This window comes from Aliiroseovarius sp. Z3, assembly GCF_029105185.1.
In the GTDB taxonomy this organism is placed as follows: Bacteria; Pseudomonadota; Alphaproteobacteria; order Rhodobacterales; family Rhodobacteraceae; genus Aliiroseovarius.
This window is the reverse complement of the sequence record NZ_JAFMZK010000004.1, coordinates 292467-316770: the sequence shown is the minus strand read 5'-3', so window position 1 is coordinate 316770 and position 24304 is coordinate 292467. Positions and strand designations below refer to the sequence as shown.

Genomic DNA, 24304 nt, shown 5'->3' with positions numbered 1-24304 from the left:
TTCAACGATCAGGATGGACCAAAAAAACATGACCTACCACCCAAAATCCGACTTCATGCGCGTGATGATCGAGCGCGGCTTTCTTGCCGATTGCACCGATTATCAGGCGCTGGATGATGCGCTGATTGCCGGGGTGGTTCCGGCCTATATCGGTTATGACGCAACGGCGCAGTCGTTGCATGTGGGTCACCTGATGAACATCATGGTGTTGCGGTGGTTGCAGAAATGCGGCCACAAGCCGATCACCTTGATGGGTGGGGGCACGACCAAGGTGGGCGATCCGTCCTTCCGGTCGGACGAGCGGCCCCTGCTGGGACCGGAACAGATCGAAGCCAACATCGCCGGGATGCAGCAGGTCTTTGCCAAGTTCTTGCGTTACGGCGACGGCGAAACCGACGCGATCATGCTGAACAATGCCGAATGGCTGGACGGGTTGAACTACCTCGATTTCCTGCGCGATATCGGGCGGCATTTCTCGGTCAACCGGATGTTGTCCTTTGAAAGTGTGAAGTCGCGGCTGGATCGCGAACAAAGTCTGAGCTTTCTGGAATTCAACTACATGATCCTGCAAGCCTATGACTTCCTTGAACTAAACCGCCGCTATGGCTGTCTGTTGCAGATGGGCGGGTCGGATCAGTGGGGCAATATCGTCAACGGGATCGACCTGACTCGCCGGGTGCTGGACAACGAGATTTTCGGCCTGACCACCCCGCTTCTGACCACGTCGGACGGGCGCAAGATGGGCAAGAGCCAGGGCGGCGCGATCTGGCTGAACGCCGAAATGCTGTCGCCTTACGAGTTCTGGCAGTTCTGGCGCAACACCACGGATGCGGACACAGGTAAGTTTCTGAAAATCTTCACGGAATTGCCGGTCGAGGAATGCAACCGTCTGGGCGCGCTGGAAGGGGCCGAGATCAACGAGGCCAAGATCATTCTGGCCAACGAGGTCACGACCCTTTTGCACGGTGCCAAGGCGGCCACGGCGGCCGAAGCCACTGCGCGCGAAGTGTTTGAAAAGGGCGGTGCGGGGGATGATCTGCCGACCCTGACACTGAGCCCTGGTGATCTGGGCGACGGGATGTCGATCGTGCAGCTGTTTGTCAGGTCCGGCTTGGCAAAGTCGGGCAAGGACGCGAAACGTCTGATCCTGGAAAACGGGGCGAAGGTAAACGACGAAGCCTTGACCGATGCGGGGCGGATGGTGTCGGCCAATGATCTGGGGCAGCCGATGAAGCTGTCGGCGGGCAAGAAGCGGCACGCGTTGGTGGTTCTGGGCGCTTGACCGGCACCCGGTGGCTCACGGTGTGAGCCTGAGGGGCGCTGCCCCTACGCCCCATATCTACGATCTGGGCCGACCCCGGGATATTTGGCGCCAGAAGAAACCCGGTGTCATCGCAATGAATTGCTGTTTTGCGGATGGGCGTCTACGTTATCGCAAAAAGACAGGATGCATGTGTGATGACGCCCTTTAACCCCAACCTTGCCGCCACCTTCCCACCCCCGGTGATGGAAGCGCGGCGGTGGATTGAGGGCAAGGTATTTGATGCAGACCGGCCGTTGATCAACGTCAGTCAGGCCGCGCCAACCGAGCCGCCCCCCGACGAGATGCGACAGGCGATTGCGGATGTTGCGTTGCACAGGTCCGACGCGCATCTTTATGGGCCGGTGCTGGGTTTGCCGGCCTTGCGGTCTGAGCTGGCGCGCAACATCTCGCGCCGTTATGGCGGGTCTGTTCAGGCAGAACACATCGCCATCACCTCGGGCTGCAATCAGGCGTTTTGTGCGGCCATCGCCACGCTGGCGGGCCCCGGCGACGAGGTCATTCTGCCAACGCCTTGGTATTTCAATCACAAGATGTGGCTGGATATGAGTGGGATCAAAGCGGTTCCGCTGGCCACGGGCGGCGATTTGGTGCCAGACCCGGAAGCCGCTGATGCTTTGATCACCACACGCACCCGCGCCATTGTTCTGGTAACCCCCAACAACCCCACCGGGGTTGAATATGCGCCGTCGGTGATCGCTTCCTTCCGGGATCTTGCCCGCAGACGTGGGATCGCGTTGATCATCGACGAGACCTATCGTGATTTTCATTCCCAACCCGGCCCGCCGCATGATCTTTTCGCCGACCCGGATTGGCACGATACCGTGATCCATCTTTACAGCTTCTCGAAATCTTATCGGCTGACCGGGCATCGGGTCGGGGCGCTTGTCACCGCGCCCGCGCGGTTGGCGGAGGTCGAGAAATTTCTGGACACGGTCACTATCTGCCCGGCGCAAATCGGCCAGTATGCTGCCCTTTGGGGGTTGCGCAATCTGGACAATTGGCTGGGGGCAGAGCGCCAAAAGATACTGGCGCGCGCCGCCGCGATGCGGGACGGGTTCGCACTGCTGGCCAGACAGGGTTGGCAGCTTCTGGGGTGTGGGGCGTATTTTGCCTATCTGCACCACCCTTTTGACCTGCCGTCAGACGATCTGGCGCGGGCTTTGGTGGACCAATGTGCCATCCTGGCCTTGCCCGGGACAATGTTTGCGCCGAATGGCGCCGCCGAAGGTGAACGGCAATTGCGCGTGGCTTTCGCAAACATTGATGAAACCGGCATCGCCGAGGTTCAGAAACGACTGACCAGCTTCCACCCCTGACCGCCGTGCATCAACAGATATTGGCATTCCCGGCTGGCTCACCTAAAACCCATGCAAACAGGTGGTAAAAGGAACACGCGTATGGCAACCGGCAAGACATCCCGCACATTCGGCTGGATCCTGATGGGTCTGGTGATGGTGGGGCTCGTGGGCTTTGGCTCGACCAATTTCGGTGGCTCGGTCCGGTCGATCGCGACGGTGGGGGACACGGAAGTGGACGCCAACCGGTACCTGCGCGAATTGCAGTCGGAAATGAACGCGTTTCAGGCCGAGACTGGGCAGCGGCTGACCATGGAAATGGCAACGGGCTTTGGTCTGGATCAACAGGTGTTGGCACGTGTCATCGCAACGGCGGCGTTGGAAGACGAAACCGCGCGGCTGGGCATTTCGGTTGGCGACGAAGAATTGCGGGATCGGATCGTCGATATCCCCGCATTCAAAGGCGTCGACGGGAAATTCGACCGCGAGGGATACACCTTCGCGTTGGAGCAATCCGGCCTGACAGCGACAGAGTTCGAACAAAGCCTGCGCGACGAGGTCAGCCGACAGATTTTGCAAGCGGCCGTGGTCAACGGCGTGGCGACGCAACCGGTCTATGTGGACACGCTGTATGGCTATGCGCGCGAGACACGCGATTTCACCTGGGCAACACTTCCGGTGGCTCAGTTAACAACCGAGGTGCCCGCCCCGACCGAAGCGGAACTGACCGCCTATTATGAAGCGCATCCACAGGACTTCACCCTGCCTGAGACCAAGGTGATCACCTATGCGTGGATGAACCCGGAAGATGTCATCTCGACGATCACCGTGGACGAGGCGCAAATCCGTGCTGTTTACGACGAACGTGCCTCGGAATTCCTTGTCCCGGAACGTCGGATGGTCGAACGGCTGGTGTTCAACACCAAGGACGAGGCCACGGCCGCGATGGATGCCCTTTCCACCGGCAATCAGACGTTCGAGGGCTTGGTGACCGGGCGCAATCTGCAGCTTGCTGACATTGATCTGGGCGATGTGTCGAAGGACGAGTTGGGGTCTGCCGGGGATGCCGTCTTTGCATTGACCGAACCAGGTGCGGTGAGCGGACCGCATGACAGCGACCTTGGCCCGGCGCTTTATCGCATGAATGCCATTCTGGAAGCGCGCGAAACAAGTTTCGAAGACGCCCGCGAAGAATTGCATGGCGAATTGGCCGCAGATGCCGCGCGCCGGTTGATCGGCGATATGGTGACGGAGCTTGATGACCAGATGGCCGGTGGCGCAACGATCGAGGAAATTGCGAAAAGCCACAATATGCGTCTTGGCACATTGAATTGGACGACGGGGGACAGCGACGGCATTGCCGCTTATGATGCCTTCCGCGAAGTCGCTGAAGTCGTCACCACAGATGATTTCCCCGAGATCACGCTGCTGGAAGATGGCGGTGTGTTCGCTCTGCGACTGGACGAGCTGCAAGCCCCTCGTTTGCAAGAGCAATCCGAAGTGGGAGAGGCCGTTCAGGCGGGCTGGGAAGCTGAAAAACGGTTGGAACTTCTGTCCGAACAAGCCCGTGGGCTAGTCCCACAACTGGAAGGCGGGGAAACCCTGTCCTCGCTTGGGCTAACCGAGGTTGTGGAAGGGGGACTGACGCGTGAGGCCTTCGTCGAAGGCACGCCACCGGGGTTCATGGCCGATGTGTTCGACATGGAACCGGGCAACTGGCGCGTGATGGACGCCGCAGATAGCGTGGTCCTGGTGCGGCTGGATGCGGTTCATGCCGCCGATCAGGACAGCGATGAGGCGAAGGCGCTGAAAGCAAACTTCGCGGCTGGCGTTGCGCAGGAAATCGCGCTGGACGTCGAAAACGCCTTTGCCCGCGCCGTTCAGGCCCGCGCCGGGATCGAGCTGAACCGCGCGGTGATCAACGCGGTGAACGCGCAGTTCCAGTGACCCATAGCCCAGCGACCAGAAAGGACATCTGATGGCTCTGACACCCTCGTTCGAGGATTTCGAAGCCGGTTGGAATGCCGGACGGAATCAGGTGGTCTATACCCGTCTGGCCGCCGATCTGGACACGCCGGTCAGCCTGATGCTGAAACTGACCGAGGCGCGGCGTGACAGTTTCATGTTGGAAAGTGTCACGGGGGGCGAAGTGCGTGGGCGCTATTCCATCGTGGGGATGAAACCCGATCTGGTGTGGGAATGCCGGGGGGATCACGCGCGGATCAACCGACAAGCGCGGTTCGATGCCGAGGCGTTCGAGGATATGCCGGGCAACCCGCTGGACGCCTTTCGCGCGGTACTGGCGGAAAGCCGGATCGACCTGCCTGCCGACCTGCCTGCGGCCTCGGCCGGCCTGTTCGGCTATCTGGGTTATGACATGATCCGGCTGGTCGAGCACCTGCCCGATGTGAACCCGGACCCGTTGGGCCTGCCGGATGCGATGATGATGCGCCCGTCGGTTGTGGCGGTTCTGGACGGCGTGAAGGGCGACGTGACGCTGGTGTCGCCTGCCTTTGTGGACAGCGGGCTGACGGCCAAGGCGGCCTATGCGCAGGCCGCAGAGCGGGTGATGGATGCGCTGCGCGATCTGGAGCGCGCCGCCCCTGCCGAAACGCGCAATCTGGGTGAGGCACGCGAGCTGGGACCGCTTGTGTCCAACTTCACGAAACCCGAGTATCTGGCGGCGGTCGAGACCGCGAAGGAATACATCCGCGCAGGCGATATCTTTCAGGTGGTGCCCAGCCAACGCTGGACGCAGAACTTCCCCCTGCCCCCCTTTGCGCTGTATCGCAGCCTGCGGCGAACAAACCCGTCGCCTTTCATGTTCTACTTCAACTTCGGCGGTTTCCAGGTGGTGGGCGCGTCGCCCGAGATTCTGGTGCGGGTGTTTGACCGCGAAGTCACGATCCGCCCGATCGCTGGCACCCGTCCGCGCGGCGCCACGCCCGAAGAGGACAAGGCCTATGAAGCGGATCTGATGGCGGACCAGAAAGAACTGGCCGAGCACCTGATGCTTCTGGATCTGGGACGCAACGATGTGGGGCGCGTGGCCAAGATCGGCACGGTGCGCCCGACCGAGGAATTCATCATCGAACGCTATAGCCACGTGATGCATATCGTGTCCAATGTGGTGGGCGAATTGCACGAGGATCAGGACGCGCTGTCGGCCTTTTTCGCCGGAATGCCCGCAGGCACCGTATCGGGTGCCCCGAAAGTGCGCGCGATGGAGATCATTGACGAGCTGGAGCCGGAAAAACGCGGCGTCTATGGCGGCGGCGTGGGATATTTCAGCGCCGGTGGCGACATGGACATGTGCATCGCGCTACGCACCGCCGTGGTGAAGGACGAGAAGCTGTATATTCAGGCTGGCGGTGGCGTTGTTTATGACAGCGATCCAGAAGCGGAATACGTAGAAACAGTGAATAAATCCAAAGCCATCCGGCGAGCCGCGGAAGATGCGGCAATGTTCACGCGGGGCGGAAACGGGTAAAGGGGCGTTGCCCCTCGGCCTTGCGGCCTCACCCCAGGATATTTCGGGCCAGAAGAAACCGCAGGCTTAGTTGCCCAGCATCCACGAGCCATCGGGCCAGAACGCGTGGAAGGCAAAGGCGAACAGCACGTCATGGGGCACGTCGCGACCCTGAGCGTCACGTACCCGGATGGTGCCGACATCACGCCCTTTGGCAATGCGCGCCGTGTCCAAAGCTGAGGCCTGACCCGAAGTCCAGCTGATGGTCAGCCCGGCCTCGTTGATCCGGCCCGCCTTGGACAGGCGCGTCACTGGCCACGCGCGTTCACCAACACGAACGACGCGGGCCAGCGCAGGCACTCCGTGAGGTGGATTGTCGCCTGTAAAGAAGGGGTAAGGGCGGTTGCGACTATCATAACCCGCATAGGGATTTTGCCCATAGGGGCGGCTTGCCGAGGGTTGCTTCATCACCAGCCCGTCCGGGTTGCGTTCGGCAAATTCAGCCCAGCTTTCCATCCAGGCCGGAAGTTGCTTGAGCTGCGTTCCAGCATGCTTTCCCACGATCCCCTGACCGATCGCCTGTTGCCACCAGCTTTCGGTCTGGTGGTCATACATAACCATGTCCGAGTTTCTGAGCTTGCCGGTCACGCCAAAGCTTAGGGTCTGCCCCGCGACGCGGCGATCAAAGACCATGCCCGAATTGCAAAGCGGGCAGAACGTCACGGCCACCGGCAAACTGCCGATGCGATCATTCACGATCTCGTGCCATGTCAGATAGCGCAGCGGATAAGCGCGGGGTTTGGCCCCCTTCAGTTCCACCGTGATGACAGGTTCGCGCGCGCCCAAACGGGTTTCGTTTGCGACGTTTACGAATTTCGGATCGCTCAACGCCGGAATACCGTCACGTCCGGGGCCGCCGGACAGGATTTCGGACCAGCCATCGACATTTGTCCGGGTGAAATCCGTTTTTGGAAACTCAGAAGCCCAGTTATTCGGTTCCGCACGCAGTTCATGCGCCCAAAACCCGAGACAGATGGCGAGCATCGTCATGATGATACGCATGGGGCCCCTCTTTCTGATATGTCTGGATTTATCCTGACAGAGAAAGATGAGGCCCCATAGCCCCCTTCACAGGGGTTTGAGCGATCGTGCGCGAGGGTCAGTCAACCATGCGCGCATTTGTGATCACATCGGGTTGGCTGGTGACAGCGCCGTTCTGCCCCTCGCCGCGTTTGATGGCATGGACCAATTCCATACCGTCGGTCACATGCCCGACCACGGTGTATTTCCCGTCAAGGAAAGGACCGGGGGCGAACATGATGAAGAACTGGCTGTTGGCAGAGTTCGGGCTTTGCGCCCGTGCCATGCCGACAGTGCCTTCGACAAAGGGTTCGTCCGAGAATTCGGCGGGCAGATCAGGATAGCTTGATCCCCCCATACCGGCGCGGCTGGCATCGCTTGTATCAACACGACCAAATTCCACGTCACCCGTCTGTGCCATGAAACCGTCGATCACGCGGTGAAACACAACGTCATCATAGGCGCCTTCGCTGGCCAATTGAGCGATACGTTCAACATGTTTCGGGGCCAGATCGGGGCGCAACGTGATGACCACCTTGCCTTGGCCCTGCCCCGCAATGGACAGTTCCAGCTTCGGCGCGTCGCCAAGTGCCGACAGATCCACTTCGACCGGTTCGCGCGGCCAGAGGGTGTAGATCGCGTAGCCGACGATCATCACGACCCCTGCCAGGAAGGCAACCCAGAAGGTTGCCTTGTCGCGTTTGCCGTAGTCTTCAGACATCTGCCGCGACCTTGACCGAGATCATCACGTCAGGCTCTGCCGGCGGCTCGCCTCGCGTGATGGCATCAACATGTTCCATACCCGACGTGACGCGGCCATAGACGGTGTACTGACCGTTCAGGAAATGATTGTCTTTGAAGTTGATAAAGAACTGGCTGTTGGCCGAGTTGGGGTTCTGCGAGCGTGCCGCACCCAGTGTGCCACGGTCATGCGGCAGTTTCGAAAACTCGGCTGGCAGATCGGGAAGCGACGAACCGCCTGTGCCCGCACGGCGCAGTGTCATCGGATCTTTGCCATTGGCCACGTCGCCAGTCTGCGCCATGAAGCCGTCGATCACGCGGTGGAACACAACGCCGTCATATTCCCCGGCGCGGGCCAGTTCCTTCATCCGTTCGCTGTGCTTGGGGGCCACGTCGGGCAGAAGTTCGATCACCACGGTGCCGCCTTTCAGCTCCATCACGATGGTATTTTCGGGATCTTTATAATCGGCCATCTGGGCCTCCTTCCGGTTCGTTTGTTGGGTCTCTGTTCGCGGGCCAACCTATGCGCCTGCGGGGCAAGATGAAAGGGGCGACAGGCGCATTTTCATCACCATACCCGTTGACCCCGCCGTGCTTTTGATGTGCAACTGCCACAAGCTGATGGAGAGACAGATGGCCTGGAAAACACTCGACGATATGGAACTTGACGGCAAGGTCGTGCTGACGCGCGTGGACATCAACGTGCCGATCGAGAACGGGAAGGTCACGGACGACACCCGTATTCAGCGCATCCTGCCCACGGTTCGCGATATTCTGGCCGCAGGTGGCAAGCCGGTTCTCTTGGCTCATTTCGGACGCCCCAAGGGGCAGCGCGTACCGGACATGTCGCTTTCGGTGGTCCAACCCGCGCTGGAAGCCGCCTTGGGCAGCCCCGTGAAGTTCGCCGAGGACTGCATCGGCGGGCCTGCAAAGAAGGCGGTTGCAGCGTTGAAAAGCGGCGAAGCCCTCTTGCTTGAGAACACCCGGTTCCACGAAGGCGAAACCAAGAATGACGGTCTTTTCGCGGCATCGCTGGCGGCGCTTGGGAACATTTATTGCAACGATGCCTTCTCGGCGGCACACCGGGCGCATGCTTCAACCGAGGCATTGGCATATCTGTTGCCGTCCTGCGCCGGTCGATTGATGCAGGCAGAGCTGTCGGCGCTTGAGGCCGCGTTGGGAGATCCCGAACGCCCATTGGTGGCGGTGGTGGGTGGCGCCAAAGTGTCAACCAAGCTCGACCTGCTGGGCAATCTGGTGGGCAAGGTCAACCAGTTGATCATCGGCGGCGGCATGGCCAACACATTCCTTGCCGCGCAGGGAATCGATGTGGGCAAATCGCTGGCCGAACACGATATGGCCGACACCGCGCGCGATATTCTCGCCAAGGCAGAAGACGAAGGCTGCAGCATCATTCTGCCCTCGGATGTTGTGGTGGCCCGTGAGTTTGCGGCGGGGGCGAAAAATGAAACGGTGGCGGCTGATGCCTGCCCTGCAGATGCAATGATCCTGGATGCAGGGCCTGAGACGGTGGCCCGCATAAGCGAGGTGTTCGAAGCGGCGCAAACGCTGATCTGGAACGGCCCGCTTGGCGCGTTTGAAATCGAGCCGTTCGATGCCGCGACCAATGCTGCTGCAAAGAAGGCGGCCGAGCTTTCAGCAGCCGGGCAGCTGGTATCGGTCGCCGGGGGCGGAGATACGGTTGCCGCGTTGAACAAGGCGGGTGCGGCCAAGGATTTCACCTACATCTCGACCGCAGGTGGCGCATTTCTGGAATGGATGGAAGGGAAAACCCTTCCGGGCGTTGCGGCCCTTTCAGAATAACCCATTGATTACAAATCATTTAGATACCCCGCACCGATGCCGGCTGCGGGGTTTTCTTTTGTATGATTTCTTGGCTTGACTATTTCCTTAGTCTTTTAGTAAGTTATTAATGTCAGCCAGTTGCCGTCGCAACCAGCCGGAGATCTGCGAGCCGTGAATACTCACCCGACAGGAGCGCGACAATGACCACCCTATTCGAAGGCCCCCAACTGGCCCAAACCGACATCCCATCCCCGCTGCCCATCTTGCCCGGCCTGCGTTCGCTGGCCACCTGGATCGAGGCCTGCCTTGAAGGAGACCACAGATGACCGCCCCCCTGCCCAGCTCGGCTTTTGATACAGTAAGTCAGACAACACCGCCCAAACACGACGCGATGGACCTGACCGGATACGGGAAGAAGGCGCAGATCGTGCTAAACGATATGGTTTATACGCTGACGATCACGCGGGCTGGCAAGCTGATCTTGACGAAATAACCAATGCCGCGGCGCGTGTCTGGCAGCGATCCCGCCCGACTGATTCCCCACGCGCCAAAGCTTTGGGGGCAAGGCCCACGACCGTTTCATCCAACCTTGCCCCCAAACTGATCTGTTATCTGCAATCTGCGTTCTTCTTGCTTTCGTTAGCGCCAGCACAATTGCATGGTTCGGACCACTCCCCTAGAACAGGGGAAACTCACCAGATTGAGACAGGACCGACATGCCAAACCAAGCACAGATGGAAAAAATCAAGGCCGGACAGGGCTTCATTGCAGCCTTAGACCAATCCGGCGGCTCGACCCCAAAGGCGCTGCGCCTCTATGGGATCGAGGAAGATGCCTATTCAGGCGACGCCGAGATGTTCGACCTGATCCACGCCATGCGGTCGCGTATCGCGCAAGCCCCGGCCTTTACCGGCGACAAGGTGATCGGCGCGATCCTGTTCGAAATGACGATGGACCGCGAGATCGCCGGGAAACCCACCGCGACTTACATGTGGGACGACCGTGGCGTTGTGCCCTTCCTGAAGGTCGATAAGGGGCTGGCTGACGAAGAAAACGGTGTGCAACTCATGAAGCCGATGCCGGAACTGGACGCCCTGTGCGACCGTGCGGTGAAGGCAGGCGTGTTCGGCACCAAGATGCGGTCGGTCATCAACGCCGCCAACGCGGACGGCATCAAGGCCAACGTGGCGCAGCAATTCGAGGTTGCCAAGCAGATCATGGCGCACGGGCTGGTGCCGATCATCGAGCCCGAGATCAACATCTCGATCCCGGACAAGGCCGCCGCAGAAGACCTGCTGCTGGCAGAGCTTACAGCGCAGCTCGATGCCCTGTCGGATGATCAGACCGTGATGCTGAAACTGACCCTGCCCGAGACGCCGAACCAGTATAAATCACTGGTGGACCACCCGCGGATCGCGTCGGTCGTCGCTTTGTCGGGGGGGTACAGCCGGGCCGAAGCCAACGACCGTCTCAGCCAGAACGCCGGTATGATCGCCAGCTTCTCGCGCGCCCTGACCGAAGGTCTGTCGGCGCAGCAATCCGACGACGCATTCAACGCAACCATCGCGGATACGATCGACAGCATCTATCAGGCATCCATCGCCGGTTAAACCGCTGCTTTGATTGCATTTTGAAACGGCTCGCAGGTCTGCGGGCCGTTCTTCTTTTGCCCGCGAAAAAGTTTCCAACCGATTCGTTTTTGGGATTCACACGGCGAATCACCTGTGTCATAGTGCCCTTGCACCGTCCGAAAAGAGATGGGCAAGAGGCAGTACATACAGACAGGAAGCCTATGGGCGCACCTCGTACACAAGCTGGTTTTGGTGGGGCGATCTACTTCGTGGTGATCGTGGGTCTCGGCCTATACTTCACCTTTGCCAGTGTGCAGGGCGACTTTGGACTTTTCCGTCGCGTGCAAATCGAGGCTGAGACGCAGTCGCTTTTGAACGAGCGCGGTGCGCTCTCGGCCGAGATTGCCGCCCTGTCCAACAAGACCCAGCGCCTGTCCGATGATTATCTGGATCTGGATTTGCTGGACGAACAGGCGCGTTCGGTTCTGGGCATGGTGCGCGCTGACGAGGTTGTGTTGCGCTGATCCTATTCGGCCAGACGAGCGACGAACCCAAAACCTTACCCCCAGCTTGCAACCTGATCTGATCTGTTATGCACGTGGCGCAAGGCTGCCATCCTGTCCCAACGTCAAGTTTTTATCGACCTGAAAGCGCAACTTCTATATAAGATAGTTTAATACTAAACTACCGCCTAAGCACTTGTTGACGCCAGGAGGAGGACGCCACATGGCAGCCCGGAAAAGCGCGCCTAAAAAGCCCGTAAAATCAAACACATCCAAAGAAGAGCTTCTGAATCACTATCGCGAGATGTTGCTGATCCGTCGATTCGAGGAAAAGGCCGGACAGCTGTATGGCATGGGGCTGATCGGCGGGTTCTGTCACCTGTATATCGGTCAGGAAGCCGTCGTTGTCGGACTGGAAGCGGCCGCGAAAGAGGGTGACAAGCGTCTGACATCCTATCGCGATCACGGCCATATGCTGGCTTGCGGGATGGACCCCAAGGGCGTGATGGCCGAGCTGACGGGCCGCGAAGGCGGATATTCCAAGGGCAAGGGCGGGTCGATGCACATGTTTTCGACCGAAAAGCATTTCTATGGCGGGCACGGCATCGTGGGCGCGCAGGTGCCGATCGGCACCGGGCTGGCCTTTGCCGACAAATATCTGGAAAACGGCGGCGTGACCTTCACCTATTTCGGGGACGGTGCGGCCAACCAGGGTCAGGTTTATGAAAGTTTCAACATGGCATCGCTGTGGCAATTGCCGGTGATCTATGTGGTTGAAAACAACCAATATGCGATGGGCACATCGTTGCAACGCTCCAGTTCCACCCCCGACATCTATACCCGTGGCGAGGCCTTCGGCATCCCCGGTGAGGCGGTGGACGGGATGGACGTGCTGGCGGTGAAAGAGGCCGGGCTGCGCGCCACGGAACACTGCCGGTCGGGCAACGGTCCTTATATCCTTGAGATGAAAACCTATCGCTATCGCGGCCATTCGATGTCGGACCCGGCCAAGTATCGCACCCGCGAAGAGGTGCAGAAAATCCGCGAGGAACGCGATGCAATCGAACATGTGCGCGAATTGATCCTGCAGGGTAAACACGCGTCCGAGGACGAATTGAAAGCCATCGACAAAGAGATCAAGGGCATCGTGAACGATGCCGCCGAATTCTCGAAAAACAGCCCGGAACCCGCTCTGGAAGAGCTGTGGACCGACATCTATGCAGATGACACGCGGTTGGGGGTCCATGCCTGATGCCCCATATCGAGATACACGCACATGATGTCGACACCGCCAAGGCGTTCTATGGCGGGCTGTTTGGCTGGACGTTTCACCCGATGGAGGGCGGCGAAGAGATCGCCTATCACCTGATCGAAGGGCAGGATATCGGCATGGGCAAAGCCGTGACCGGCGGGCTGATGCGCCGCATGGGCGACAGCCCCGAGAACGGCGCACCGATCCGGGGCTGCACCGTGACCTTTGACGTCGACGATTGTGACGACCGCTATGCCTGGGCACTTGCGCATGGCGGTGCCGAGGCGCTGCCGCCGCAGGATTATCCCGGCGTCGGACGCTGTGCCTATGTCGAGGACGGACAGGGAAATGTCGTCGGCCTTATCAAATCCTTGAATACGGAGCATTAATCCATGGCAACCGAAGTACTGATGCCCGCCCTGTCCCCCACGATGGAAGAGGGAACGCTAGCAAAATGGCTTGTGAAAGAAGGGGACGAGGTCGCATCGGGCGACATCATCGCCGAGATTGAAACCGACAAGGCCACGATGGAATTCGAGGCCGTGGACGAGGGCATCATCGGCAAGATCCTTGTCGAAGAAGGCACCGAGGGCGTGAAAGTGAACACGCCAATCGCCGTCCTGATCGAAGAGGGCGAAAGCGCCGATGACATCGCCGCCCCTGCCGCAGCGCAAGCTGACGCGGCAGCTCCCGATACCACCGACGCGCCGGTCGAAGCAAAAGCCGCCGCACAACCGATCACCCCGGTGATCCCCGCCGAGGCCGACATTCCCGAAGGCACCGAAATGCGCTCGACCACCGTGCGCGAAGCCTTGCGTGACGCGATGGCCGAAGAAATGCGCGCGGACGATGCCGTGTTCCTGATGGGCGAGGAAGTTGCCGAGTATCAGGGCGCCTATAAGATCAGCCAGGGCCTGCTGGACGAGTTCGGCGCCAAGCGCGTGATTGACACCCCGATCACCGAGCATGGTTTTACAGGCCTTGCCACCGGTGCCGCCATGGGCGGTCTGAAACCGATTGTCGAGTTCATGACCTTTAACTTCGCCATGCAGGCGATTGACCATATCATCAACACGGCGGCGAAAACGCGGTACATGTCGGGCGGTCAAATGTCCTGCCCCATCGTGTTCCGCGGTGCCAACGGGGCAGCGGCCCGCGTGGCCGCGCAGCACAGCCAGGATTACGCCGCGTGGTATGCGCAAATTCCCGGCCTGCATGTGGCGATGCCCTATTCGGCGGCGGACGCCAAAGGGCTTTTGAAATCGGCCATTCGCGACGAAAATCCCGTCGTGTTCCTGGAAAACGAACTGCTTTATGGCCAGAGCTTCGAAGTCCCCGTGCTGGATAACTACACCGTGCCCTTCGGCAAGGCCCGCATCTGGCGCGAAGGCAATGACGTGACCATCGTCAGCTTCGGCATCGGCATGAAATACGCGCTGGAAGCCGCCGACGCGCTGGCCGAAGACGGTATTTCCGCCGAGGTGATCGACCTGCGCACGCTGCGCCCGTTGGATTATAACACGGTGATCAACTCGGTCATGAAAACCAACCGCTGCATTACCGTGGAAGAAGGCTGGCCGGTCGCCTCCATCGGCAACCATCTATCGGCGACCATCATGGAACGCGCCTTCGATTACCTCGATGCGCCGGTGATCAACCTGACCGGCAAGGACGTGCCCATGCCCTATGCCGCCAACCTTGAGAAACTGGCGCTTGTGACCACGAAAGAGGTCATAGACGCCGCCAAAGCCGTAACCTATCGCTAAGGAGACACCGATATGGCAACCGAAATTCTGATGCCCGCCCTGTCCCCCACGATGGAGGAAGGCACGCTGGCCAAATGGCTGGTCAAGGAGGGCGACGAGGTCGCATCGGGCGACCTTCTGGCCGAGATCGAAACCGACAAGGCGACGATGGAGTTTGAAGCCGTTGACGAAGGCATCATCGGCAAGATCCTTGTGGCTGAGGGGACCGAGGGCGTGAAAGTGAACACCGCCATCGCGATCCTTGTCGAAGAGGGTGAAGACGTTGGAGATGTCGCTGAAAGCGCCCCTTCAACCCCCGCCGCAGCCGAGGCGGATGCTGCCCCAGAGGCCAAAGAGGCATCGACACCCGCCGCTGAAAAACCTGCCGCCCCTGCCCCACAAACCGCTGACGGAACACGTATTTTCGCCTCGCCCTTGGCGCGCCGCATCGCAGCCGACAAAGGGCTGGACTTAACCCAGATCAAAGGCTCGGGCCCCAAGGGTCGGATCATCAAGGCGGATGTGGAGGGCGCAACGGCTGCACCGAAAGCGGCCCCCGCCGCTGCCAGTGCTCCCGCTGCGGCAGCCCCGGCCCCATCTGTGTCGGCAGACGCCGTTGCGGCGATGTATGAAGGTCGCGAGTTCGAAGAGGTCAAGCTGGACGGGATGCGCAAAACCATCGCAGCCCGCTTGTCCGAGGCCAAACAGACCATCCCGCATTTCTATCTGCGTCGCGACATCAAGCTGGATGCTTTGTTGGCTTTCCGCAGCCAGTTGAACAAGCAACTGGAAGCACGGGGTGTGAAGCTGTCGGTGAATGACTTCATCATCAAGGCCGTCGCGATTGCACTGCAGCAAGTGCCAGAAGCCAACGCCGTCTGGGCGGGCGACCGCGTGTTGCAAATGGAGGCATCGGATGTCGCCGTGGCCGTCGCCATCGAAGGTGGGTTGTTCACGCCTGTGCTGCAGGACGCCGAGCAGAAGTCGCTGTCAAGTTTGTCGACCCAGATGAAAGACCTTGCCGCCCGCGCACGTGACCGCAAGCTCGCCCCGCATGAATATCAGGGCGGTAGTTTTGCCATCTCGAACCTGGGCATGTTTGGCATCGACAATTTCGACGCCATCGTGAACCCGCCCCACGCGGGCATTCTGGCCGTCGGCAGTGGCGTCAAGAAGCCTGTGGTTGGCGATGATGGCGAACTGACCGTCGCCACGGTGATGAGCGTGACGATGTCCGTTGATCACCGCGTCATTGACGGGGCTGTGGGGGCCAACCTGCTGAAAGCGATTGTCGAGAACCTTGAAAACCCGATGACGATGCTGGCGTAGCATCACATTCGAAACCTGCAATCTATTGACATGGCTCAAGGCGGATGCAACCGCCTTGAGCCATTTGCGTATCCAACGATTTGGAAAAACGAGGAGACGCAGATGGATTTCCAATCCTTACTCAACAACACATCGGCCAACACGGACAGCTTTCGTGCAGCCCATCCAGAGGCAGCCAAGGGGTTTACCGGGATGCATCGTGCAGCGATGGGAAACGGGGCACTGTCCACCAAAGATAAAGAGTTACAGTGCATCGCCATCGGCATTGCCAAGCAGTGTAACGACTGTATCGGTTTTCACGTTCGCGCGGCCATCAAGGCGGGCGCTTCACGTGAGGAAGTGGTTGAAACCGTGTCTGTCGCGATCATGATGGGCGGTGGTCCGGGCTATATGTATGGCGCGCGGGCGTTGGAGGCGTTTGACCAGCTGTCACAGTAACGGACAGTTGAGAAAAGCAAAAGGGCGGCGCAAACGCGTCGCCCTTCGTCATTTTCGGGTGTACACCCAGTATTCGCGTGTCGATTACCCGGCAACGGCGACAAGAAAGAGGGTCGAAAACCCAACCACCGTCGCAAACCAAATCTTCTTCATCTCGGAGCTCCGATCATTGTCCACGGCTTCGTATAGATGAAGTCGATAGATCAAAACATTGATTTATCGCAAATTTGCGGATTTCCGCCGATTGCTACTGGATCAGGCGCTGATCCATGTTGATCGACGGACAATCGCACCCTGCCTCGCCAACGATCCGCGCCGGAACGCCGGCGACCGTCTTGTTGCAAGGCACATCTTCCAACACAACAGACCCTGCTGCGATCCGCGAGCACGTGCCAACCTTGATATTGCCCAGCACCTTGGCCCCTGCACCGATCAGCACGCCATCGGCGATCTTTGGATGGCGGTCTTCGTCTTCTTTTCCCGTGCCGCCCAGCGTCACGGAATGCAGCATCGACACATTGTCACCCACGACGGCGGTTTCGCCGATCACGATAGAATGAGCATGGTCAATCATAATGCCCCGCCCGATCCGCGCACCGGGATGGATGTCGATGCCGTAAACCTCAGAGCAACGCATCTGGATGAAATAAGACAGCTCCTTGCGCCCCTGCGACCACAGGTAATGGCCAAGACGATAGGCCTGCATGGCCTGGAACCCTTTGAAATATAGCACAGGTTGCAGCATACGGTGGGTGGCCGGATCACGGTCCAGAACGGCGGTGATGTCGGCCCGTGCCGCGTCGGCCAATTCGGGGCACTCCCCATAGGCCTCATCCGCGATCTCGCGCAAGAGCACCATGCTCATCTCGTTCGAGCTGAGTTTTGCAGCGAACCGGTAAGACAACGCCTTTTCCAAAGTACGGTGATGCAGCACGCACGCATGGATCAGCCCGCCCATCAACGGTTCGTCCGTGACAGCCTGCCGGGCTTCTTGGGTGATCCGGTCCCAAACAGGGTCGATTTCGGTAACAAATGCGCGCTTCTCGGCCATGGTCTTTCCTTGTGTTGAAGCCATTCCCTACACCAGATAGGGTCAGAGTTCAAAATTCTAACCCGTGGTATCACGGATAACTGACATGAATGAAACCCAAATTGCCGCCTATCGCGCTAAATTGACTCAGGCTCTGGAGGCGCTTGATCGCGGCGATGCACGGGGGGCGTCGGGACAAAGGACAGTGGAACTGGACCAGCAAGCCGTAGGGCGGCTGAGCCGGATGGATGCATTGCAAAACCAGGCGATGGCCAAGGCAACGGGCGCGCGCCGAGCCGCCCAGCGCGCGCGCATCCACGCCGCGTTCGACCGAATGGACGCGGAAGAGTTCGGCTACTGCGAAGATTGCGGCGAGGAAATCCCCACCGGACGGCTGGATCTTGATCCCTGCGTCACCAAATGCGTCAGCTGCGCAAGCGCATAACGGCCGCGCGCCGATCGTTGCGTGCCTTCAGGGCTGCAAACACGGTCAACATACAGTCAACATAGTCTGGGTCGTTCAGAAACGGCTCAGCCGCGCGTGGCAAAGACATCGCGACCGAAGCAAGACTTCCATTGCCCCAGTCAGGGTGCGCCCGGCCCAGCGCCAGCCGGTATCTGTCTGCCGCTTCGGCGCGGTGCAACATTTCCAGCATGGCACCTGGCCGTTTATGGGCCGGAAGCACAAGGAGCGCGCATCCGGCGGCCATCACATCTCCGGGCAAAACGGGACGCATGGGTTACAGCGCCACATCCAGTCGCGCATAGGGTCCGGGGCCAAACCGATCCGAGATTTGCGCCACTTCGACAACGTATGGTCCGCTGACAAGGTCCGCGCTGCGCATCATGGCGTCATAGCTCCATTCCGGTGTCGTCACCTCAACCTCGCGCTTGACGGACCCGCCGTCGATGATCCGCAGACGATAGCGTTCGGACGATTCCCCCAAGGGAACATCGCCCTCGCCCCATGTGTCGCCATCAATCCGGCTGCGCCTGATCCAGCGGATCATATGGGCGCCGGCGGCGTCACGCGCTACAAGGTGGACGGGCGCATATGGCCGCAAACCAATTCCTTTGAACGCATGAACCTGATGAAGGAATGACGGGTCGGACAGCGGCTTACGCGCAGGCCCAATCCGATAGTGACGGTTTAATCCACGTGCCGAGGATGCCAATCGGACCTGTGCCTGATGCCCGCCCAACAACACGACGTAACTGCCCACCGGCCATGTCTGCGGAACAGTCGCATCGGTGCCCGCCTGCCCGCGCAGGCGCAAACTCAGGTCATAGGTGCGTTCGCCTACCAGCTCTGCCCCGGCAAATTGGAACACTTCCCAATTGTCCGGGCTGCCATCGCCGATAACCGCGACATTGGCGCCGTTCAGCATGTCGTCCACCGAACAAGCTGACAACGCTCCATCGGTCAGCGCGACGCGCAAGGCCGGGCCACGGTCGATCACGCCAGATTGCGCCTGTTCCAGCACCGATTGCGTCACGCCGACAATAGACGGGTCGGTGATCATTCGGTTCACAGCATAGCCGTTATCGGTGACTGAACTGTAAAGCGCCACGCGCCCCGGCCAAGGGCGGGCCGCCACCGCGATACGCGGTTGATGCAGCACCTCATCCCCGGTCAGAAGCGGCAAATCCATGAACAGAGGGAACACGGGGGCTGGGGGAATATAAGGCTTTACCGCAGGCGCAGGCTCAACGCTGTCCGAAGGTTGGAACAATCCCGGTTCGACCCGCACAGCCCGCAGGGTTTGCACCCCGGTGTGATCTATGTGATCGATCCGATATTGCTCGGTACCTGCATCGGTCGTCAGCTCAATCACATCCCCCGCACCCTTCGACAACTCAGAGGGCGGCAGCGAAAATGTTGCCTTGTCGCGTGCCACGCGGGCCTCGGACAGCCAGCGTTCGACGATTGCCCGTGCCTCGACGCGTGTCAGGATCAGCGGGATTTCGGAAACAGCGACCGAACGGCTTGTTTCATCCGGGAAGGTTGCCTCGACCGACCGAACGTCATAGTCGCCTGCCCCTTCGACATAGGTCAGACGGACCCGACCTGCGATCTCGGCTTCCGGGTCTCGCACACGCTCTAGCGATGTATCACGATCCGGCGACAGTGCCATCTTATCCGGATCAAGGATGTGATCGGATCGCCCTGTGCGTGTTTTGAAAATCAACACCCCTTCGCGTTCTGTCACCTCGAACCCATAGGCCAGCATCAGGGGTTGCAACGCGGCCCGCGCCCCGCCGATCTGATCAAGGACGTAGCCGCGCACAAGACCATAGAGCTTCGAGACATCATACTGCGTCACGCCTGATCTTTCGCATATCTCGGCCACGACAGACGCCAGCGACCGCGCCGACACCCGCCCGTTCAACCAATGGCCGCGATCATAGTTCGCCCCGTCACTCCACAACCCTTTGCGGTTGGGGAATTGTGGAAAGGGGCGCGCATCCCATGCCCAGACATGCGCGCGTGACATGTCCAGCATTTGAACGCCTGTCGCATTGTGGGTCGGGTTATTCTCGGGTTTCGCCCAGTAATCATAGATCGCCCGCAGGTACTGCGCCTGTATCAGGTCGTCCCGCCGTCCGTTCGAGTAGCGCGGCTTTGAACTTTCCGAGCTTTTGGGATCCAGGAATTTGTTGGGCTGGTTTGTGCCCTTGTCAATTGCCGCACAGCCAAACTCGGTGAACCAGAACGGTTTTGATCCCGGCAACCAGGCGGTCGGGTCGCTATCGCGCACTCCGGCGACGCGGTTGTGATGCGACCGCTCCCACCAGTTGCGCAAATCCTTGTAGCGATAGACCCAAGGTTCACCATATGCGCCATCGGTGATCGGTGTCCGTATTTGCAAGGATCGGGCGTCGGGCGTCTTGTAATACCAATCATACCCCTCGCCGCCTTGGATGTTGGACTGAAGATAGGCGAGGTCATAGATCGACCCATGATGCGCGTCGGCATGGTCAAATCCGTCGCGCCAATCGGACAGCGGCATATAGTTGTCGATACCGATGAAGTCGATCTGAGGGTGGCTCCAAAGCGGGTCAAGGTGGTAAAACACATCGCCCGACCCATCCTGCGGGTGATAACCGAAATACTCGGACCAATCGGCAGCATACGAGATCTTGGTGCCAGCCCCAAGGATCGAGCGCACATCCTGCGCCAGCGTTATCAGTTGATCGACCACCGGAAAGCTGTTGCCGGGGCCGCGAATTTGCGTCAACGCCCGCAGCTCGGACCCGATCAGGAAAGCATCAACACCCCCCGCGGCCGCACATAGATGGGCATAATGCAGGATGAACCGGCGATAAGAAAATCCGGCAGGGCCAGAATAACTGATACCGCTTTCTGTAACCGTGAAGTCCCCCGGCTGGGCGTTGCCGAAGAACGCGTTCACCTGTGCCACCGCGCCCGCGGTGCCGTCCGGCGACGCAGCATGCCCCGGCGCATAAGAGGTGGTGATCCGACCACGCCAGGGCAGCACGGCTTGCCCCAGATTGCCGCTCCACGGATCGGGCAGCATATTCCCCTTCATCTGTTCCATCAGGATGAACGGATAGAATGTCGCCTTGCGTCGGCCATCAGACGCCAGCGCAATCGCCTCCATCACCGCTTTGTCGGACGGCGTGCCGCCATAGATGGGACGCCCCTTGTCGTCTTTCGGCACAAGACCTGCCTGCCCTCGGGTCAGGCCAGATACACTCCAGGGCATACTGTCGCCATCGACCTCGTGTTGTTCAACACGGGGGCGGATACGGCAACTGCCGCAGCGAAGATCATCACCGAACCACGAGACAACAAGCGCCGTGTTGCGGCAGTTCGGCATTTCCTGCTGCAACATGCGATAAGAGGTCTTGAAGTCTGTCCAGCCGGATGGCGTGTTCATGTTAGACCCTTCAACCGCACCGGGCGCGCTTTTGTAAAAGACCGGCGTCGAGGCCAGAGAGTATTCGCCGGTGCCGGGGATCAGCGCCACGGCACGGGTGCCGCGTGCCACTTCCTTGGGTTGGTCACGTTGCTCTGGTCGGAAAACTTCGAAACTGAACTGCGGCACCCGATTGCCAAACTGGCCCAAGGGCAGATCCTCGATCACAACATAGGCGACACCGCGATAGGCCGGCGCCTTACCCGTACCCTGAACGGCCTCGATTTTTGGATCCGGCAACTGGGTTTCCGTGCCACGATAGATGCGCATCTTCAAATCGTTGCGCGACACTTCGTTTCCATCCGCCCAAATCCGGCCGACACGCGTGATCTCACCCTCGCACAGGGCAATCGCAAGGCTGATCGAATAGCTATAGGTCGTCACCTCGGGTTCGGGTGGTGATGGCGTCCCCTTGCCACCCCCGCCCCCGGTCGTCGTAACCGATTCCTTGAAACGCGTGGCCCAGATCACCTGCCCACCCAGTCGGGCGCGGCCAAAGACCATGGGGATCGCAGCACCTTCGGAAGCCCCGGTCAGACGCATCCGATCCACCTTGCCGGTTTCGACCGGCTCGGACCCTTCGCCCAGAATACGATTGTCGATGACCTGCCCGACGGTGGCCCCGATTGCTTTGCCGATCACCACCGACGAAAGACCCAAAACGCCGCCACCGATCGAGGCCCCGGCGGCTGCACCGACTGCGGATAGTAAGATCGTTGCCATCAGTTGATCCTTTCAGGAAATGCAAAACACGCCACGATGCGACGGGCCCACGGGTCAGATAATGAGTTCTCAATCACGCCATGGCCCGAATAGGCGTGGATGAAGGTCGGCGAAGGGTCAGCGCGTGTCAGAATGCCCAGGTGCTTGGCAACTGCGCCGCCTTGCATCCGAAACAGAAGAACGTCACCCGGGCGGGCTGCCGTGATCGGGCGCTCCACAAGATGTTCGCGGGCGGCGTCCCACAGAACTTCGGCCCGCGCAGCTTCTGACCAGTCGGCGGTATAGGCGGGCACCAAAGCAGGCTCGCCCCCCAGAACCGCACGCCAGACACCACGGATCAGCCCCAGGCAGTCGCACCCAGCCCCCCTGCACGAGGCTTGATGCACATAAGGCGTACCCAGCCAGCGCCGAGCCTCGGACACGAACTCTTGTCGAAAGCCGGTCATATCAATCACCCGCGTCGGGAAGGAATGGATTTGTGGCGTCCTCGCCCAGAACCGACCAGTCCGGCAGTTCGTTTGTTTCGCGCGCGTCGCCCCCATCGTTCTTTCCATGCCCAACCGGATAGGACATCAACCAATCTTCGCCAGGGATATCTGGAAAACCACGAAAGTTGCGGAAGTTGTTGAACTTGACCCGACACGTTGTTGGCAACTTGTCACAGCCTGCTTCCAGACGAACCATGTCGCCCGGCTTCATTTGCGCGCGTATGGATTCCCACAACTCGATTGTCCGTTCGCCATCCACGCCCTTGCGGTCGTTCTTGATCAGACCGGTCAGATCCTTGGCATCGCCGGTCAGCACAGTGAACCTGCCGCGTTCAAACCAGCGGTTTGGATAAAGCGCCATGCCAGTGAACTGAAACAGGGTTTCGTCGGTGTTTTCACCCACGGCAATCTCCAGCCGGTACCCGGACTGGTTCAGGTTGAACCGACACGCGCCGTCGCCCAACACAGCGGAACAGGGCATCTGATAGACGCGACCCTGGGGCTGGTTCAGTTTCTCGGACAATCCGTTCAATTCTGCTCGAAACCCACCCGCTTCACGCGCAAGCTCACCCACTGATCCACGAAAGCGCAGATACCGTTGGTTTGTGTCTTTCCAGTTGACCAGCCAGGCTTCCACCTCGGCCCCGTCATACCGACCGGCACGAATATCTTCTTCTGTGATCGAGGCATCGTTCAGAACGCCCAATGCCTCGGTGTTGTCAACGGACAGACCGGTGGTTTGGCTCAGTGCATGGGCCGTCATCCCCGTGTCCGCACGAAAGGTAACGCCGTCAATCGTCAAATCCAGATCGTGATCGGTAAAGCCGTGCACAACACCGTCCCGCCGTATGACTTTCCAACACCGCGCAATTGTGGTGACACCTTGCCCCAGATGGGCCTCCAGCTCTGCAGACAGCGCCATCAGACCCGCACCTCCACCACTGGAACATTTGGCGCATCACCCGCTTGGAACGAAGCGACCGATGTGTGAATACGATCCGTGTCAAACCGAACGGGCACGTCAAACTCATAGCCTGCCGTGACTTCTGCCCCGGTCTCCGGCGCGGTCATGAATGTCACTTTCCCCGTGGTGTAATCCACCGTGAAATGTGTGCCTTCGCTTAGCGGATCGCCCTTCAGGCCCAGTTTGACCGTGCCCTCAACCGGCTTCTGAATGGGGCGGGCATAGGTTTCTTCGCCCGAGCGATAGATCTTGATCAACGGAAACTCGGTCGTTCCACCATCACCCCAGGCGATAATCTGATCCGTGTATTCGGGGGGCTTCGACGGCAGGCTGCTTTTATAGTCGGACCAATCCTTCCAGCGAAACCCGACAAGCTGCCCGCGCCGCGCCTCGAAAAACGCAATCAGCGTTTCCACATCATCAAGCGAACGCATGCCGATGCCCGCGTCATAGCGACGGCGGGAATGCTGCCAAGGGGTGTTACGTTCTTCGAACCCGTTGGCCAGCGTCACAACCTCGGTGCGCCGTTCCGGGCCGCCAACGGACCCAAAGCTCAGATTTGCCGGAAACCGGACCTCGTGAAAAGACATGGGGAAACCCTCCTA

Annotated in this window: 24 protein-coding genes; 15 read left to right on the top strand and 9 right to left on the bottom strand. The window is 59.8% G+C overall.

Going from position 1 to position 24304, the window contains the following annotated elements:
- The first annotated feature begins 28 nt into the window (after positions 1-28).
- The 4 genes from tyrS (at position 29) to trpE (ending at position 6109) form a co-directional block, all read left to right on the top strand.
- Positions 29-1282, top strand: coding sequence for a tyrosine--tRNA ligase (gene tyrS / locus J3R80_RS09720; protein WP_275393572.1), 1254 nt, complete (start codon positions 29-31; stop codon positions 1280-1282).
- Positions 1283-1455: 173 nt separating this feature from the next.
- A complete protein-coding gene (locus J3R80_RS09715; RefSeq protein ID WP_275393571.1) occupies positions 1456-2640 on the top strand; it encodes an aminotransferase in 1185 nt (394 codons plus the stop codon).
- Between the two features lie 81 nt (positions 2641-2721).
- The gene (locus tag J3R80_RS09710) at positions 2722-4566 is read left to right on the top strand and encodes a SurA N-terminal domain-containing protein (RefSeq protein WP_275393570.1); all 1845 of its coding nucleotides are present in this window, start codon (positions 2722-2724) and stop codon (positions 4564-4566) included.
- Between the two features lie 31 nt (positions 4567-4597).
- Positions 4598-6109: an anthranilate synthase component I gene (gene trpE, locus J3R80_RS09705; RefSeq protein ID WP_275393569.1), complete on the top strand. Its 1512-nt coding sequence runs from the start codon at positions 4598-4600 to the stop codon at positions 6107-6109.
- 66 nt (positions 6110-6175) lie between these two features.
- Here trpE and J3R80_RS09700 read toward each other — a convergent pair whose 3' ends face one another.
- The 3 genes from J3R80_RS09700 to J3R80_RS09690 all read right to left on the bottom strand — a co-directional run bounded on the left by J3R80_RS09700 (position 6176) and on the right by J3R80_RS09690 (position 8382).
- The gene (locus J3R80_RS09700; protein ID WP_275393568.1) at positions 6176-7150 is read right to left on the bottom strand and encodes a DUF3179 domain-containing protein; all 975 of its coding nucleotides are present in this window, start codon (positions 7148-7150) and stop codon (positions 6176-6178) included.
- A gap of 97 nt (positions 7151-7247) precedes the next feature.
- On the bottom strand, positions 7248-7889 hold the full coding sequence (locus J3R80_RS09695; protein ID WP_275393567.1) for a peptidylprolyl isomerase: 642 nt from the start codon (positions 7887-7889) through the stop codon (positions 7248-7250).
- On the bottom strand, positions 7882-8382 hold the full coding sequence (locus J3R80_RS09690) for a peptidylprolyl isomerase (protein WP_275393566.1): 501 nt from the start codon (positions 8380-8382) through the stop codon (positions 7882-7884). The genes J3R80_RS09695 and J3R80_RS09690 overlap by 8 nt, the downstream gene beginning before the upstream one ends.
- Before the next feature lie 160 nt (positions 8383-8542).
- On the opposite strand from J3R80_RS09690, the gene J3R80_RS09685 reads away from it, so the two are divergent.
- The 10 genes from J3R80_RS09685 (at position 8543) to J3R80_RS09640 (ending at position 16553) form a co-directional block, all read left to right on the top strand.
- Positions 8543-9733: a phosphoglycerate kinase gene (locus tag J3R80_RS09685; protein WP_275393565.1), complete on the top strand. Its 1191-nt coding sequence runs from the start codon at positions 8543-8545 to the stop codon at positions 9731-9733.
- Positions 9734-9915: 182 nt separating this feature from the next.
- Positions 9916-10041: a hypothetical protein gene (locus J3R80_RS09680; RefSeq protein WP_275393564.1), complete on the top strand. Its 126-nt coding sequence runs from the start codon at positions 9916-9918 to the stop codon at positions 10039-10041.
- Complete coding sequence (locus J3R80_RS09675; RefSeq protein WP_275393563.1) at positions 10038-10208, top strand: hemin uptake protein HemP; 171 nt, start codon at positions 10038-10040, stop codon at positions 10206-10208. The genes J3R80_RS09680 and J3R80_RS09675 overlap by 4 nt, the downstream gene beginning before the upstream one ends.
- 241 nt (positions 10209-10449) lie before the next feature.
- Positions 10450-11325, top strand: coding sequence for a fructose bisphosphate aldolase (locus J3R80_RS09670; RefSeq protein ID WP_275393562.1), 876 nt, complete (start codon positions 10450-10452; stop codon positions 11323-11325).
- A 182-nt stretch (positions 11326-11507) separates the two neighbouring features.
- Positions 11508-11810, top strand: a complete 303-nt coding sequence (locus J3R80_RS09665) for a septum formation initiator family protein (protein WP_275393561.1) — start codon at positions 11508-11510, stop codon at positions 11808-11810.
- Between the two features lie 202 nt (positions 11811-12012).
- Entirely contained in the window at positions 12013-13041 is a 1029-nt protein-coding gene (gene pdhA, locus J3R80_RS09660; protein ID WP_275393560.1) for a pyruvate dehydrogenase (acetyl-transferring) E1 component subunit alpha, read from the top strand.
- The gene (locus J3R80_RS09655; RefSeq protein WP_275393559.1) at positions 13041-13430 is read left to right on the top strand and encodes a VOC family protein; all 390 of its coding nucleotides are present in this window, start codon (positions 13041-13043) and stop codon (positions 13428-13430) included. The genes pdhA and J3R80_RS09655 overlap by 1 nt, the downstream gene beginning before the upstream one ends.
- A 3-nt stretch (positions 13431-13433) precedes the next feature.
- Entirely contained in the window at positions 13434-14807 is a 1374-nt protein-coding gene (locus J3R80_RS09650; protein WP_275393558.1) for a pyruvate dehydrogenase complex E1 component subunit beta, read from the top strand.
- Positions 14808-14819: 12 nt separating this feature from the next.
- Entirely contained in the window at positions 14820-16115 is a 1296-nt protein-coding gene (locus tag J3R80_RS09645) for a pyruvate dehydrogenase complex dihydrolipoamide acetyltransferase (protein ID WP_275393557.1), read from the top strand.
- 102 nt (positions 16116-16217) lie between these two features.
- A complete protein-coding gene (locus J3R80_RS09640) occupies positions 16218-16553 on the top strand; it encodes a carboxymuconolactone decarboxylase family protein (protein ID WP_275393556.1) in 336 nt (111 codons plus the stop codon).
- A 247-nt stretch (positions 16554-16800) separates the two neighbouring features.
- Here J3R80_RS09640 and cysE read toward each other — a convergent pair whose 3' ends face one another.
- Entirely contained in the window at positions 16801-17604 is an 804-nt protein-coding gene (cysE, locus tag J3R80_RS09635; protein WP_275393555.1) for a serine O-acetyltransferase, read from the bottom strand.
- Between the two features lie 85 nt (positions 17605-17689).
- Between cysE and J3R80_RS09630 the strand changes: the two genes are divergently transcribed.
- The gene (locus J3R80_RS09630) at positions 17690-18028 is read left to right on the top strand and encodes a TraR/DksA C4-type zinc finger protein (protein ID WP_275393554.1); all 339 of its coding nucleotides are present in this window, start codon (positions 17690-17692) and stop codon (positions 18026-18028) included.
- Here J3R80_RS09630 and J3R80_RS09625 read toward each other — a convergent pair.
- The 5 genes from J3R80_RS09625 to J3R80_RS09605 are packed head-to-tail and all read right to left on the bottom strand — an operon-like array spanning position 18009 to position 24289.
- The gene (locus tag J3R80_RS09625; RefSeq protein WP_275393553.1) at positions 18009-18293 is read right to left on the bottom strand and encodes a hypothetical protein; all 285 of its coding nucleotides are present in this window, start codon (positions 18291-18293) and stop codon (positions 18009-18011) included. The two genes, J3R80_RS09630 and J3R80_RS09625, sit on opposite strands and share 20 nt — an antisense overlap.
- Positions 18294-18323: 30 nt before the next feature.
- Positions 18324-22247: a glycoside hydrolase/phage tail family protein gene (locus J3R80_RS09620; protein ID WP_275393552.1), complete on the bottom strand. Its 3924-nt coding sequence runs from the start codon at positions 22245-22247 to the stop codon at positions 18324-18326.
- A complete protein-coding gene (locus tag J3R80_RS09615) occupies positions 22247-22693 on the bottom strand; it encodes an NlpC/P60 family protein (protein ID WP_275393551.1) in 447 nt (148 codons plus the stop codon). Before J3R80_RS09615 ends, J3R80_RS09620 begins: the two co-directional genes overlap by 1 nt.
- Position 22694: 1 nt before the next feature.
- A complete protein-coding gene (locus tag J3R80_RS09610) occupies positions 22695-23657 on the bottom strand; it encodes a DUF2163 domain-containing protein (protein ID WP_275393550.1) in 963 nt (320 codons plus the stop codon).
- Entirely contained in the window at positions 23657-24289 is a 633-nt protein-coding gene (locus J3R80_RS09605; RefSeq protein ID WP_275393549.1) for a DUF2460 domain-containing protein, read from the bottom strand. Before J3R80_RS09605 ends, J3R80_RS09610 begins: the two co-directional genes overlap by 1 nt.
- Positions 24290-24304 lie beyond the last annotated feature (15 nt).